The organism is Pseudomonas sp. MD195_PC81_125 (assembly GCF_014060985.1).
GTDB classification, from domain to species: domain Bacteria; phylum Pseudomonadota; class Gammaproteobacteria; order Pseudomonadales; family Pseudomonadaceae; genus Aquipseudomonas; species Aquipseudomonas parakoreensis.
Map to the genome: position 1 here is coordinate 1 of NZ_JABULD010000194.1, position 14,675 is coordinate 14,675.

Sequence of the window (14,675 nt, forward strand, 5' to 3'; positions counted from 1 at the left end):
GTGTAGGAGCTGCCGAAAGGCTGCGATCTTTTTGATCTTCAGTCTACTGAACGCGGCAACTGCAACGTCACCCGCAACCCGCCCTCACGCAAATTCTGCAGCGTCACCTCACCGCCATGGCTGTGGGCGATGTTGCGCGCAATGCCCAAACCGAGACCATAGCCTTGCTGCTGCCCGGCCAAGCGAAAGTGCGGCTCGAACACCTGTTCCAGCCGCTGCTCCGGTACGCCCGGGCCTTCGTCGTCGACGTGCAGGACAAACGCGCGCTCATCGTCATCGATGTGCAGGTGCGCGTTCTGCCCGTACTTCAGGGCATTGTCGATGAGGTTGCCGATGCAGCGCTTCAACGCCAAAGGCTTGCCCGGATACGCCGCCAGCGCTTTGCCTTGCAGGGTCACGCGGCCATTGCCGTTGGGCGCCAGGTACGGTTCTACGAGGCAGTCGAGTACATGGTTGAGATCCACCGGCTCGATGTTCTCGTGGATGTCAGTGTCTTTCACGCATTGCAGCGCGCCCTTGACCAGCAACTCCAGTTCATCCAGATCGCGACCGAACTTGGCTTGCAGCGTCTCGTCTTCGAGCAGTTCGACGCGCAAACGCAGGCGAGTGATCGGCGTGCGCAGGTCATGGGAAATCGCGCTGAACAATTGGCTGCGCTCGGTCAGGTAGCGGCTGATGCGTTCGCGCATGGTGTTGAACGCACGGCCCACTTCCACCACTTCACTGCCACCGCCCTCGGCCACCGGCTCGACATCGGCGCCCAGCGACAGATCCCGCGCCGCCCGCGCCAGACGCTTGAGCGGCCGGCTCTGCCAGTGCACCAGCAAGCCGATGAACAGCAGCAAAAAGCCGCTGGTGAGGACGATGAACCACACCTGCTGCGCCGGCAGGCCTTGCTCTTCAAGACTGGTGTAGGGCTCGGGCAGCAACGAGGCGATGTACAGCCACTCGCCCGGGGCCATTTGAATCTGCGTGACCAGCACGGGTGGATTAACCGGTTCCAGGGTCAACGCGTAATGCGCCCACGAGCGCGGTAGCTCATCGAGTTTCAGCCCGGCATTGAAGATCCGCAGATCCTCGGGGCTGACGAAAGTCACCGAAATATCCGTGTCATGGCCCAGCGACTGACGCAGCACTTCATCCACCGCTTGAATCACCGCAGCCTTGCGCGGGGTGATCGGCAGCACGTCCATGCCCAGCGGTTTGTCATTGAGCGTCACCACGAAACGGGTGCCGCCCATGCTGCGCAACTGGTCGAGCACCAGTGGTCGATACGCCACCGGCAACGAGCGGAAATAACTGACGCTGGCGGTCATCGAATGGGCGAGGCTGCGGGCACTGGTGACCAGGCCCTCGAGCTGGGTGGCGCGCAGTTGCGAGACCCAGATCACGCTCGACAAGGTCTGTGCGAACAACACCGCCAACAGAGTCAGCAGGAGCATGCGCCCGAGCAGCGAACGCGGCACCGGTACTGTGTTGGCGAGCCTGCGCAGCGACTCAGTGACCATTGCCGGCAACCACATTGGCTGCCAGTTGGTAGCCACTGCCGCGCACGGTGCGGATCAGCCGTGGCGGTTTTTCCGTGTCTCGCAGGCGCTGGCGCAAGCGGCTGACGGCCATGTCGACGATGCGGTCGAGCGGCATCAGGTCACGGCCACGGGTGGCGTTGCCGATGGTGTCGCGGTCGAGAATTTCCTGCGGATGATCGAGAAACAACTTCAGCAACGCGAAGTCAGCGCCGGAGAGAATCACTTCTTCGCCGTCGGTGTGGAACAGTCGATGGCTGACCATGTCCAGTCGCCACTCGTCGAAGGCCAGCACGTCGCTGCCGCTGCGCTCCTGACCGAACTGCGCTCGTCGCAGCAGCGCCTTGATTCGCGCTTGCAGTTCACGGGGGCTGAAAGGTTTGCCGAGGTAGTCGTCAGCGCCGAGCTCCAGACCGATCACGCGGTCGGCTTCGTCGGAACTGGCGGTGAGCATGATGATCGGCACCTGCGCCTGACGCGGATGCTGACGCACCCAGCGGCACAGGCTGAAACCGTCCTCGTCGGGCAGCATCACATCGAGGATCACCAGATCGCTCGGCGCCTCGTTGAGGGCCTGGCGGAAACTGGCGCCATCGGCGGTGGCCCGCACCTGAAACCCGGCGCGGGTCAGGTAGGTTTCCAGCAACTCGCGTATTTCCTGGTCGTCATCGACCAACAATATCGACTTGTTGACTGAGCTCACTTCGAAGGCATCCTTGTTGTTGGAATTGGGGCGGATTATGCCTTAAGCACTGATTTTACAAACACCACAAAACACCTGTGGGAACAAACCTGTGGTGAGGGGATTTATCCCCGATGGGTTGCGCAGCGACCCTGGAAAAACCGGGCCTGCTTCGCAGGCCATCGGGGATGAATCCCCTCGCCACAAAGGCTCACTCCTACAGTTTGATTGCATTTCAGGCCGGGATTGCTTGCTCCAGTGCCACACCGGCACCCACCAGCCCGGAATACGGCGCCGTCACCAGCCACACCGGAATGCCCTTGAAGTAATCGCTCATGCAGCCCTTGTCGGCGAAGCTGCGGGCAAAACCACTGTTGACGAAGAAATCGGCAAAGCGCGGTATCACCCCACCCACGATGAAGACCCCGCCACGAGCCCCGGTGGTCAGCACGTTGTTGCCGGCCACGCGGCCGAGCCAGCAGCAGAACTGTTCCAACACTTCCAGGGCGATCGGATCGCCAGCCAGACCGGCTGCGGTGATCGCTTCCGGCGTCTCAAGCTTCGGTTCATGTCCGTCCACTGCGCAGATCGCCCGGTAGACGCGCGGCAGGCCACCGCCGCTCAGCGCAGTTTCCGCGCTGACATGGCCGATCTCATTGTGGATGTGCTGCCACAACTGGGTTTCACGCGGACTGCTCAGCGGCAGATCGACGTGCCCGCCCTCGCCCGGCAGCGCGGCAAACCGGCCTTCGCCCAGATCGAGCAAGGTGCCGACACCCAGCCCCGTGCCCGGACCGATTACCACCGCCGGGCGCAACGGCTCCGGCGTGCCTTCGCAGACCACGCGAAATTCCCCCGGGCTGCAAACGGGTCATGCCCAGCGCCATCGCCGAGAAGTCGTTGATCAGCAGCAGTTGTTCGACCTGCAAGGTCTTGCAGAACGCCGTGCGACTCAAGCGCCAGTGATTGTTGGTGAATTTGAATTCATCACCACTCACCGGCCCCGCCACCGACAGGCACACCGAGCCGATCGAACCCGGCGCCAGACCGAGGCCACTCAGGTACAGGCTGATCGCCTCTTCCGGGCTGGCGTGGTCGGCTGTGGCCAGCACCTGAACCGATTCCAGTCGCTGGTTTTTCCACAACGCGAACCGCGCGTTGGTGCCTCCGATATCACCGACCAAAGCCAGTTTCAATTAAGCGTCTCCAGGGCAGAAGTGAAGGCGCTGGCGCCCTGCTCCGCCGAGCTGAAGGCCAAACGCATGAAGCCAAACAGTTCGCGACCGCTGCCGATGTTGTTGCCCAACAGGCCTTTGGCGGGTTCGCGCGCTGCAAATTCGGCGGCGTCGACCTTGAGTTCCAAAGTGCCTTTGACGCCATCGACGCGGATGATATCGCCCTCTTGCACCCGCGCCAAAGCACCGCCGACATACGCTTCAGGGCTGACGTGAATCGCCGCCGGGATTTTCCCCGACGCGCCGGACATGCGCCCATCGGTCACCAGCGCGACTTTGAAGCCGCGATCCTGCAGCACGCCGAGGAACGGCGTCATCTTGTGCAGCTCGGGCATGCCGTTGGAGCGCGGGCCCTGGAAGCGCATCACCGCAACAAAATCCTTCTCCAGCAAACCGGCCTTGAACGCGTCGGCCAGGTCCTGCTGATCCTGGAACACCATGGCTGGCGCTTCGACGATCTGGTTTTCCAGCGCCACGGCGGAGACTTTCATCACGCCGCGACCGAGGTTGCCTTCCATCACCCGCAGACCGCCCTCGGCGGAAAATGCACGGGCGACCGGACGCAGGATGTTTTCGTCGAGGCTTTCGGTCGGGCCTTCGCGCCACACCAACTCACCGTTATCGAGGAATGGCTCTTTGGTGTACTGGCTCAAGCCGTGGCCGAGCACGGTGTTGACGTCTTCGTGGAGCAGGCCGGCTTCGAGCAGTTCGCGGATCAGGAACGACATACCGCCAGCGGCCTGGAAGTGGTTGATGTCGGCTTTGCCGTTCGGGTAGACGTGGCTTAGGGTCGGCACGACTTCGGAGAGGTCGGCCATGTCCTGCCAGGTCAGTTGGATGCCCGCAGCCATCGCGATGGCCGGCATGTGCAGGGTGTGGTTGGTCGAGCCGCCGGTGGCGTGCAGCGCGACGATCGAGTTGACCAGCGCCTTCTCGTCGACGATTTCGCCGATCGGCATGAAGTTGCCGTTTTGCTTGGTCAGACGCGTGACCTGATGCGCGGCTTCGCGGGTCAGGGCATCACGCAGCGGGGTGTTCGGGTTGACGAAAGAGGCGCCCGGCAAGTGCAGGCCCATGACTTCCATCAGCAACTGGTTGGTATTGGCGGTGCCGTAGAAGGTGCAGGTGCCCGGGCTGTGGTAGGACTTCATTTCCGATTCCAGCAGCTCTTCGCGGGTCGCCTTGCCTTCGGCGTACTTCTGCCGCACATCGGCTTTTTCCTTGTTGGAAATCCCCGAGACCATCGGCCCGCCCGGGACGAAGATCGTCGGCAGATGGCCGAAGCGCAGCGAGCCCATCATCAGGCCCGGGACGATCTTGTCGCAGATGCCGAGCATCAGCGCGCCGTCGAACATGTTGTGCGACAACGCCACCGCCGTCGACATGGCGATCACTTCACGGCTTGGCAGGCTCAGCTCCATGCCCGGCTCGCCCTGGGTCACGCCATCGCACATCGCCGGCGTACCACCGGCGAACTGGCCGACCGAGCCGATTTCGCGCAAGGCGGTTTTGATCTGCTGGGGAAAGACCTCGTACGGCTGGTGCGCCGAGAGCATGTCGTTATACGAAGAAACAATGGCGATGTTCGCCGAGTTCATCATCCGCAGGCTGTGCTTGTCTTCGCTGCCACATCCGGCCACGCCGTGGGCGAAGTTGGCGCATTGCAGCTTGCCGCGCATCGGCCCGTCAGTGGCGGCGTCGCGAATCAGTGCAAGGTAAGCCTGACGCGTGGCGCGGCTGCGGGCGATAAGCCGTTCGGTGACCTCAAGAACGCGGGGATGCATGTGTAGAACTCCAGGCTAACGGATGTGGCGACCTGATTGTCTATGCTGATCAAACGCCGTTGTTGTTGGAATGACAGACGGCTTTTTTGACCATTCGGACCAGTTGATTCAGGTCACTCGTTGTAGATAAAACAAAATATTGCCACTAAAAAGGCTTGTTTTCTATTTTTATGCGAATAATCTTGTAATTCCAACAACAAAACGACGGCGGCGCTGTTCAATGACTCTTCGAATCGCAATCAATGGTTTTGGCCGCATTGGCCGTAATGTCCTGCGCGCACTGTATACCCAAGGCTATCGACAGGATTTGCAGATCGTCGCCATCAACGATCTGGGCGACAGCGCCATCAACGCCCATCTGCTCAAATACGACACCGTTCACGGCACATTCGATGCCGAAGTGGCCCATGACAATGAGAGCCTGACGGTCAATGGCGACCGCATTGCGGTCAGCGCCATTCGCAACCCGGCCGAGCTGCCATGGGCCGCGGAAAAGATCGATGTGGTGTTCGAATGCACCGGTCTGTTCACCGACCGCGCCAAAGCGGCCGCGCATATTACTGCCGGCGCGCGCAAAGTCATTATCTCGGCCCCGGCCAAAGGCGCCGATGCTACTGTGGTTTACGGCGTGAACCACGACATTCTGCGCCAGTCGCACCAGATCATCTCCAACGCTTCGTGCACCACCAACTGCCTGGCGCCCGTGGCGCAGGTGCTGCACCGCGAACTGGGCATCGAAAGCGGTCTGATGACCACGATTCATGCCTACACCAACGACCAGAACCTCACCGACGTCTATCACACCGACCCGTACCGCGCGCGTTCGGCCACGCAGAACATGATCCCGAGCAAGACCGGCGCCGCCGAAGCGGTAGGCCTGGTGCTGCCGGAACTGGCGGGCAAACTGACCGGCATGGCCGTGCGCGTGCCGGTGATCAATGTGTCGCTGGTGGACCTGACCGTGCAGTTGAAGAAGGAAGCCACGGCTGACGAGGTCAACGCGCTGATGAAAGCCGCCAGCCAGCACTCGAAAATTTTGGGTTACAACACGTTGCCGCTGGTTTCCAGCGACTTCAACCACAACCCGCTGTCGTCGATCTTCGACGCCAACCACACCAAAGCCAGCGGCAAACTGCTGAAGGTGCTGGCCTGGTACGACAACGAATGGGGCTTCTCCAACCGCATGCTGGATAACTGCCTGGCGCTCTGCAACGCCGAATAATCCCGCCCGCCCCTGTAGGAGCTGCCGMAGGCCGCGATTCTTTTGATCTTTGTTTTTGAAAAGGCAAAGTCAAAAAATCGCAGCCTGCGGCAGCTCCTACAGGGAATTAAGGTGCGGCTTGGATATCGGGCCTAGAATGGAACCACTGCGAAGTCATTTCGCTCATAAGTGGTATGCAGCGTTGCTGGCGAACCCTCGCCCGCCAAGCTGCCATTAAGGAGAGCCGTTATGCCCTGGTATGCCTGGTTGATTCTGGTCGTTGCAATCGGCTCGATCGTTGGCGGATTGATGATGTTGCGCGACACCGCCACCAAGGTTGAACTGACCGATGAGGAACGCAAGCGCGTTGCGCAGCGCAACGCCGAAGCGGACATCAAGGACGCGCAGGATCGCTGAACGAAAAACCCCGCCGGATCAGGCGGGGTTTGTTTTTTGTGGAGCGTATTCCCCTAAGGATCATGTTGGACTCAGCCGCACGCTTTTAAGAAGTAGAAGTACAGTCACCATTTCATTTACCTTGGTTAAGATGGTGGTCTTGTTGCGGAGAGTTCCACATGCGTTACTCGCAAGATCATAAAGCTCAAACCCATCAGCGGATCATCAAGGAAGCCTCGGCGCGATTTCGCAAAGACGGCATCGGTGCCACCGGCCTGCAACCCTTGATGAAAGCACTGGGGCTGACCCACGGCGGCTTTTATTCGCACTTCAAATCCAAGGACGAACTGGTCGAAAAAGCCTTGCAGGAGGCGAGTGCTCAAGTCGATGGCCTGTGCGCCGAGATCTTTGCTCAGGAACAGCCGCTGCAGGCATTTATCGACACTTATCTTTCCGAATGGCATCAGACCTCCCCGCACGAAGGCTGCCCGCTGCTGACCATTTCCTCAGAGCTGGGTCTGCGCGGCCAGCCGAGCCCGACCAGTGATGCGGTACTCAATGCCCGACTGAGTCAAATCGAAGGCACCCTTGAGGGCGACAACGGCGCCGACCGGGCCATTGTCATCATGTCGACGCTGGTCGGCGCGCTCTTGCTGTCACGCAGTGTCGCTGACGCCGAGTTTGCCCAACGCATCCTCGACGTCACGCGCGATCACCTCAAGCAATCGCAGGACTAAGCCTGCCAGCGCTTGAACAGCACACTGGCGTTTACCCCGCCGAAACCGAAACCGTTGGACAGGGCATACTCGATCGGCATCGACCGTGCCTGACCATGAACAATGTCTATACCCGCACTCGCCGGATCGGGATTATCGAAGTTGAGCGTCGGCGGGACGACCTGATCGCGGATGGCCAACAGGGTGAAGATCGCTTCCAGTCCGCCGGCAGCACCCAGCAAATGCCCGGTGGCGGATTTGGTCGAAGTCACAGCGATTTTATTCTCCGTACCGAACAGTGCCTTGATCGCTGCCAACTCACCAAGATCACCCACCGGCGTTGAAGTCGCATGCGCATTCAGATGCTGCACCTGCTCCGGCGCAACACCTGCCTGAGCCAACGCCAACTGCATCGCCCGTCGCGCACCGCTGCCATCTTCCGGCCCGGCAGTGAGGTGATAGGCGTCGGCAGTGGTGCCATAACCGACCAGCTCAGCCAACGGTTGCGCACCGCGGGCCAGTGCATGCTCCAGCGACTCGATCACCAGCAGCCCGGCGCCTTCGCCCATCACGAAACCATCGCGACCGCTATCAAACGGCCGTGAAGCTCGTTCGGGGGTGTCGTTGTAACCACTGGACAGCGCCCGCGCCGCGGCAAAACCGGCCAGACTGACCCGATCAATACAGGCTTCCGCTCCGCCACAAACCGCGATGTCCGCTTCACCGGCACGAATCATCCGCGCAGCGTCGCCAATCGCCTGGACCCCGGCAGCACAAGCAGTCACCGGTGCGCCGAGCGGGCCTTTCAAAGCGTGCTGGATCGACACATGTCCGGCCGCCAGATTGACCAGAAACGATGGGATGGTAAACGGCGACAGACGACGCGGGCCACGACTGTCGGTGGTGCGTACGGCGTCGGCTATTGCACCGAACCCGCCAACACCGGAGCCGATGATCGTTGCGGTGCGTTCCTGATCCTTGGCCTCGGACGGCTGCCATCCGGCCTGCGCCAGCGCCTGGCGTGCCGCTTCCATGGCAAACAGGATGAAGCGATCCATCTTTTTCTGCTCTTTGGGTGGCGTGGCAAGGTCCGGATCGAAACCGGCCTCGACGTCCTCCGCCGCCGTTGGCACCATCCCGGCGACCCGGGTCGGCAAATCTGCGCTCACCGCGTCCGGCAAATTGCGCAAGCCCGAGCGCCCGGCCAGCAAGCGCTGCCAGACAACCTCGACGTCACTGCCCAAAGGCGAAACCAGGCCCATACCGGTGACAACAATTCGACCTTCACTCATACCACAGTTACCTCTGATCAATGCTTGTAGCGTTGGGCCGCAGAGCTGCGCGACAGATTCGGTGCCATGACATGTCGTGCACGCACAAAGGCCTGCCATTCACCCTCATCCGGCAGCGACGGGATGGTAATCAACTCGCCCTGATCCAGACCGGCCAGCGCCGCATCGACCATCTCGCCAGCTTCCATCACCATCTCCGCCGGAATACCGCTGGCGTCGATGCCCGAGCGTTCCCAGATTTCAGTGCGGGTAACGCCGGGCAGCACCGCTTGCACCTTCACGCCAGTGCCTTCGAGCTCGGCGTTGAGCGATTGAGTCAGGCTCAACACGTAGGCTTTACTCGCGCTGTAGGTGGCATTGAAGCGCTCCGGAAACAGCGCCACCACCGAGGCAATGTTGATGATCGTGCCACGTCCGGCCTTGGCAAGACTGGCGGCGGCTGCCGAGGCCAGCAACGTTACGGCGGTGACGTTCAACTGGATCAGACGCTCCAGTTGCTCGGCATCGGAATTGGCAAGCAAGCCATCGGCTGCGACCCCTGCGTTATTCACCAACAGGCTGATGCTCGAATCACTGCGCAGGCGTTGCTGGAGTTTGAGGACATCGTCCTTTTGCGTCAGGTCGGCTTTGAGCACTTCGACCTTTACACCGTGCGCTTCGCGCAACTCGCCCGCGGCAATTTCAAGACGCTGTTGATCCCGTGCCACCAACAGCAAATCAAAACCACGCGCTGCCAGCCGCTGCGCGTAGATGGCACCGATACCGGACGATGCGCCAGTGACGACGGCCGTACCTTGAGACTGGACTGAACTCATGAGAGCGCTCCTGAAACCTATTGGGAGATGTGCCTCCAAGGCTCACTTGCCTGGAGGTGACGGAAATTATTATAGGCATAATCTCAACACAATATGATACCCATAATTTTCAGCTCGCCGACAGACGTGACGGCGCTCCCTCTGTCGCATCTCTGCCACCAGAAAGCAGAAAGGCCGGTCAATGACCGGCCCCTTGGCGTTGAATTATCAGCTTAGTTCACTTCCAGCTTGTCGCGATTGCGATCGAGGATCGCCTTGCCGATGCCCTTCACTTCCAGCAACTCATCCACCGAAGCGAATGGTCCATTAGCATCACGGTACGCAACAATGGCTTTGGCCTTTGTCTCACCAACTTCCGGCCAATTGTTTTTGCAAAGTGGCTGCGTCGGCACCGTTGAGATCGACCTTTTCACTGGTAGACGTCGCAACGGTATCGCTCACCATTGTCGCCTTTTCCGCGTTCGGGACAACGGCAGGTGCCGCCACTACAGCGATTGAAGCACTGGTGAGCAAAGCAAAAAACCAGAGAGTAGAAAAAAACCGTTACGCATAAGTGACGCTCCATCATCGTTTGAGAAAGCAGCTTTTCCGAAGCTGCTCTCCAAACTTAGGCGATGGTTGGCGGGTGTCAAAAATGCGTCTATTACAGGATGTGAAACAATCAGGGTTCGAGACGGCGTTGTTGATAGATCCAGTCGACGATTTCGCCGTCCGGGGTGTAGCCGCTGACAGTTTCGCGCAGCAACTGGCGCACTCGTGAGTAATCATCCTTTTCGACTGCGACGAGCAATTCGTGCAGGCGCGCCTTGAGTACATCCCAAGGAAGGTGATCCTCGTTGGCGGACATAATCATCGGATGGGGTGTTGCTGCTACGTTGTCGCCGATCAACAGCTCCTCGTAGAGCTTTTCACCTGGCCGCAAGCCAGTGAACTCGATGGAAATATCGCCCTGCGGGTTGCGCTCGGAACGAATGCTCAAGCCCGACAGGTGGATCATTTTTTCTGCCAGCTCGACAATTTTGACCGGTTCGCCCATGTCCAGCACGAAGACATCGCCACCCTGCCCCATGGATCCGGCCTGTATCACCAGTTGCGCGGCTTCCGGGATCGTCATGAAGTAGCGAGTTATCTTGGGATGGGTGACCGTCAGCGGGCCGCCTGACTTGATCTGGCTGTGAAACAGCGGGATCACCGAACCCGACGATCCCAGCACATTGCCGAAACGCACCATGGTGAAGCGGGTTTTATTGACTCGGGACACGTTGGAACTGTCGCCAAACAATACCGGCGCTATCTCACGGCTCAAGGCCTGCAACGTCAACTCGGCCAACCGCTTGGTACTGCCCATGACATTCGTGGGCCGCACTGCTTTGTCGGTGGAGATCAGAACAAAGTTCGCAACACCGGACTGCAGGGCGGCCTGAGCAGTATTGAGCGTACCGATGACATTGTTCAGCACGCCCTCGGCAATGTTGTGCTCGACCATCGGCACGTGTTTGTACGCCGCTGCGTGGTAAACCGTATCGACTTTCCAGGTTTTCATCACATCAAGCAGTTTGTCCTGATGGCGGATTGATCCAAGTATCGGCAACAGCCGTACTGAGACCGATTCCCTGTTACCGCGCTGCTCAAGCTCCGAAAGAATGCTGTAGAGATTGAACTCGCTGTGTTCGAACAGAATCAGCGTGGTCGGACCCAGGGCAAAAATCTGCCTGCACAACTCCGAGCCGATGGACCCGCCAGCGCCAGTTACCATCACTACTCGGCCCTTGATACACCGGGCTAGCAGGTCAGGTTGAGCCGGAACCGAGTCACGCCCCAGCAAGTCGGCAATATCGACCTCCTGAATGTCTTCCACCCGAACCCGTCCGCTGGCCAGATCAGTAAAGTTGGGAACACTGCGAACATGGAGCGGAAACCCTTCGAGCAGATTGAGGATTTCTCGGCGACGAGCCCGGGTTGATGATGGTAGCGCCAAGAGGATTTCCTGAGCGCCCGTAACGTCGATCATTTGCTGGATGTGCTTGGGCTTGTACACCTGAAGGCCGGAGATGGAGCGATCTGCAATACTCGCGTCATCGTCGATAAATGCAACCGGCCGCATGACCCGTCCCATGCGTAAAGCGGCAACCAGTTGATTGCCGGCTACCCCCGCACCGTAAATGGCGACCTTGGTCAGTCCGTCTTCGCGGCTGGTGAATGGCACATGCTGCGCGGCCGTGAACCAGTCGCCCATGAAGTACTGACGCATACAAAGGCGCAATCCGCCAATAATGACCAGACTGAGCCACCAATAGTTGAAAATAATCGAGCGCGGGACCACTGCCTCATGGTTGCTGTACCAATACACCACCAGCGCCAGGATCAGCGAGGAAAGACTGACCGCCTTGACGATCGCAATCAGCGCATCGTTACCAAAGTAGCGCATGACCGCACGGTACATGCCGAAACGGATGAAAAGCGGAATTGCGATGATCGGTGCACTGACGAACAGCCAGAAATGCGCCCTTAACGGATTGTACATATCGTCGATGCCGAGGCGGACGATAAATGCGAGCCAGAGAGACGCCCAGACCAGAAACACATCTGTGGCAACTTGAATCAGTCGTTTTTGCCTGCGTGGCAAACCCAGCAAAAAGGCGCGTAATTTATCCATAAACCTCAACCGACCTGCGCGTACTCTGCTAAATCCGCAATCATTGTACGTAATATTTTGACACCCTACCGATTTTGTCTATCAATCACCGGACAACGGTTTTGACTTCGAGTTCTCCTGCATGAAACTTCACCGCGAGGACCAGCAACGGAAGGTATGCAATTATCAGCCCCAATCCACCGTCCACCCTACCGGCTACTACGCAAAACGCTATGGGCAACAGCCACAGCACGTTGATCAAGGCAACGGCTGCTGTCACCGGCAGATGTCGCCCATATCGACGTGACGCATACTGATAAGCGTGACTTCTATGAGCCTCGTACACTTTGTCGCCGCGCAACAACCGTCGAAGCAACGTGAACGTGGCATCAACAATGAACACGCCCAGCAAAATAAGCCAAACCCAGAGGAAATCCGGATTTATCGACATTGCCTGCAATGACAGGACACCCAGGATCACACCCAGAAATCCGCTTCCCGCATCGCCCATGAAAATTTTTGCTGGTGGAAAATTCCACAGCAGAAAGCCCAGAACCGCCATGCTCAGCAGAAAAGGTGCCCAAATAAGACCTGGCTGCCCGCTTGCCCAATACAGGACACAAACAGAACCACAGATGCTGATTGCTTCCACACTCGCCAGTCCATCGATCCCATCCATGAAGTTGTACAGATTCAACATCCATACCAGATAGAACAGCGCGAAGAAATGACCAACCCAGCCAAGGTCGAAGCGCAATCCGAACACCTCCACCGGTGCCAGCCCGCCGATCCAGCCCAGCACCCAGAGCGCCGCACCAAAGTGCCCGAGAAGGCGCCAGCGAGCGGCAATATGACCGTGATCATCCATAAACCCGATCAGGCTACCAACCCGCCCGCACCGGCAGCACCAAGAAAAAAATGCAGATCGATGACTCCCGTCAACCACATCGTCAGCAGACCACATAAAAACGTCACAACGATCGATACGCCACCGCCACGCGGTGTAGGAATCGTGTGGGAGCTGCGATCATTGGGTACGTCGAGCATGCTGCGCGCAAGAGCATATCGGCGAAGGCCTGCGGTCATTGCGAATGAAAAAATGCAGATTGCGGGCATGAGCCACCAGAAAATCATTGAGTACATCACTCCGAAGTAAAAACGCTCGAACGCACTACCGACCCGCCGTCCAAGCGCGAGGGTGAAGCGATAAAAATTTCTCCCGACGCTCCACTATCGCCAATTGATGCGTATAAAGCAGGCCCAACCGGAAAAAATAGCCAAGGATACACGACTAATTGTTCGCTGAACGAACGGCAACGGTTCGATGCAAGTCGTAGCCAGCGGGCTTCCTTGTCGAGTTTCCTGCGAAATGCCAGCAACGAAAAGGGTGACGCCACCTACCGTGCAGATTAAGATTACGCGCTTTTTTTCGAAATTATGGGCGACAGCCTGCGGCTGACGTCTCGAGGAACTCTAAATGGTATTTTTTCCGGTATTTCTTTCGGTTGTTTTCGTCGTTCGCAACCAATCAAACCATCTTGGAAGTATCCTGGCAGACGCAGTCGAACGGATGTCGACACTGGTAAGTGACTATGAACTAATTGTTGTCGACAACGCGTCTGACGATGACAGCATATCCATATTAAAAAGTCTGACTGCTGAAAATGGCCTGCCAAACTTGCAAGTTTATGCCTTGACTAAAGAAGTCGATGCCGACACCGCATCGTGGGCAGGTCTGGAGAATGCCCTGGGTGATTTCGTCGCGGTGATAGACCCACTCGTTGATGACATCGCTTTTCTACCTGAAATGCTCGACAAAGCGGTCAGCGGTGCAGACGTGGTTTTTGCCAAAAACAAACAGAAGCCCCCTCAAAGCCTCGCCTATGAAGTCGCTTACTCCGTTTTCAACAAAGTCTACAAATCGTTCAACGGCATTCATCTCGCCACCGATGCGCCTCAGTACCGGGTGCTCAGCAAACGGGTGATCAATTTTATTCTTCAACATCCGCAGCCGTCGGTTACTTATCGTCACCTGCCTGCGACAGGCGGTTTTGCCCGCGCCAATCTGAACTACAGCTCCAGCCCTCGCGTCACGCAAAGAAAACGACTGCGCGAAAGTATTGATCGCGGCATGTTGTTATTGGTGTCGACTACGCGTGCTCCGATGCGCCTGGTCACTTCACTTTCACTCTTCGGGGCTGTAGCGAATCTCATCTACTGTTTTTATGTGGTCGCCAGCGGCTTTCTGAAAACGGATATTGCACCGGGCTGGATCAGTCTTTCCTTACAACAGTCCGGGATGTTCTTCCTGATTTCGCTGGTGCTGTTGGTATTGGGTGAGTACATCCTGCACATGACCAGTCTTTCCAATGAAGGACCGCTCTACCATATTG

At 58.4% G+C, this 14,675-nt stretch carries 10 protein-coding genes and 3 pseudogenes; 4 read left to right on the forward strand and 9 right to left on the reverse strand.

Annotated features, from left to right (window positions below):
- Positions 1-38: 38 nt before the first annotated feature.
- From HT737_RS08240 to edd, 4 genes and pseudogenes are all read right to left on the reverse strand, one after another.
- Complete coding sequence (locus HT737_RS08240) at positions 39-1,508, reverse strand: ATP-binding protein (RefSeq protein WP_095668492.1); 1,470 nt, start codon at positions 1,506-1,508, stop codon at positions 39-41.
- Complete coding sequence (locus HT737_RS08245; RefSeq protein ID WP_003227460.1) at positions 1,498-2,229, reverse strand: response regulator; 732 nt, start codon at positions 2,227-2,229, stop codon at positions 1,498-1,500. The genes HT737_RS08240 and HT737_RS08245 overlap by 11 nt, the downstream gene beginning before the upstream one ends.
- A 214-nt stretch (positions 2,230-2,443) precedes the next feature.
- Positions 2,444-3,404: pseudogene (locus tag HT737_RS08250) on the reverse strand (glucokinase).
- On the reverse strand, positions 3,401-5,227 hold the full coding sequence (edd, locus tag HT737_RS08255) for a phosphogluconate dehydratase (protein WP_182402161.1): 1,827 nt from the start codon (positions 5,225-5,227) through the stop codon (positions 3,401-3,403). The pseudogene HT737_RS08250 and the gene edd overlap by 4 nt, the downstream one beginning before the upstream one ends.
- A 220-nt stretch (positions 5,228-5,447) precedes the next feature.
- Here edd and gap point away from each other — a divergent pair, with 220 nt between their 5' ends.
- The 3 genes from gap (at position 5,448) to HT737_RS08270 (ending at position 7,561) form a co-directional block, all read left to right on the forward strand.
- Positions 5,448-6,449 (forward strand): type I glyceraldehyde-3-phosphate dehydrogenase, encoded by a 1,002-nt coding sequence (gene gap / locus HT737_RS08260; RefSeq protein WP_047295995.1) that lies wholly within the window; start codon positions 5,448-5,450, stop codon positions 6,447-6,449.
- Between the two features lie 228 nt (positions 6,450-6,677).
- A complete protein-coding gene (locus HT737_RS08265; RefSeq protein ID WP_182402163.1) occupies positions 6,678-6,845 on the forward strand; it encodes a DUF2897 family protein in 168 nt (55 codons plus the stop codon).
- A 158-nt stretch (positions 6,846-7,003) separates the two neighbouring features.
- Entirely contained in the window at positions 7,004-7,561 is a 558-nt protein-coding gene (locus HT737_RS08270) for a TetR/AcrR family transcriptional regulator (RefSeq protein WP_182402166.1), read from the forward strand.
- Here the strand turns inward: HT737_RS08270 and fabF are convergent.
- The 5 genes and pseudogenes from fabF to HT737_RS08295 form a co-directional block, all read right to left on the reverse strand.
- Complete coding sequence (gene fabF, locus HT737_RS08275) at positions 7,558-8,832, reverse strand: beta-ketoacyl-ACP synthase II (RefSeq protein ID WP_182402169.1); 1,275 nt, start codon at positions 8,830-8,832, stop codon at positions 7,558-7,560. The genes HT737_RS08270 and fabF overlap by 4 nt on opposite strands.
- Positions 8,833-8,849: 17 nt before the next feature.
- Positions 8,850-9,647 carry an SDR family oxidoreductase gene (locus HT737_RS08280; RefSeq protein ID WP_182402170.1) on the reverse strand — a complete coding sequence of 266 codons (798 nt, stop codon included), beginning with the start codon at positions 9,645-9,647 and terminating at the stop codon, positions 8,850-8,852.
- 212 nt (positions 9,648-9,859) lie between these two features.
- Positions 9,860-10,212: pseudogene (locus HT737_RS08285) on the reverse strand (ComEA family DNA-binding protein).
- A 96-nt stretch (positions 10,213-10,308) separates the two neighbouring features.
- A complete protein-coding gene (locus HT737_RS08290) occupies positions 10,309-12,303 on the reverse strand; it encodes a nucleoside-diphosphate sugar epimerase/dehydratase (RefSeq protein ID WP_182402172.1) in 1,995 nt (664 codons plus the stop codon).
- An 85-nt stretch (positions 12,304-12,388) separates the two neighbouring features.
- Positions 12,389-13,416 (reverse strand): annotated as a pseudogene (locus HT737_RS08295) (glycosyltransferase family 4 protein).
- A 343-nt stretch (positions 13,417-13,759) separates the two neighbouring features.
- Here HT737_RS08295 and HT737_RS08300 point away from each other — a divergent pair.
- Positions 13,760-14,675 (forward strand): glycosyltransferase (locus HT737_RS08300; protein WP_182402173.1); only part of this gene is annotated, 916 nt, incomplete at its 3' end.

Bases quoted from the DNA above. Each gene is read 5' to 3' on its own strand.
- HT737_RS08240 (WP_095668492.1), bottom strand. From the start codon at position 1,508: ATGGTCACTGAGTCGCTGCGCAGGCTCGCCAACACAGTACCGGTGCCG.
- edd (WP_182402161.1), bottom strand. From the start codon at position 5,227: ATGCATCCCCGCGTTCTTGAGGTCACCGAACGGCTTATCGCCCGCAGC.
- gap (WP_047295995.1), top strand. From the start codon at position 5,448: ATGACTCTTCGAATCGCAATCAATGGTTTTGGCCGCATTGGCCGTAAT.
- HT737_RS08265 (WP_182402163.1), top strand. From the start codon at position 6,678: ATGCCCTGGTATGCCTGGTTGATTCTGGTCGTTGCAATCGGCTCGATC.
- HT737_RS08270 (WP_182402166.1), top strand. From the start codon at position 7,004: ATGCGTTACTCGCAAGATCATAAAGCTCAAACCCATCAGCGGATCATC.
- fabF (WP_182402169.1), bottom strand. From the start codon at position 8,832: ATGAGTGAAGGTCGAATTGTTGTCACCGGTATGGGCCTGGTTTCGCCT.
- HT737_RS08280 (WP_182402170.1), bottom strand. From the start codon at position 9,647: ATGAGTTCAGTCCAGTCTCAAGGTACGGCCGTCGTCACTGGCGCATCG.
- HT737_RS08290 (WP_182402172.1), bottom strand. From the start codon at position 12,303: ATGGATAAATTACGCGCCTTTTTGCTGGGTTTGCCACGCAGGCAAAAA.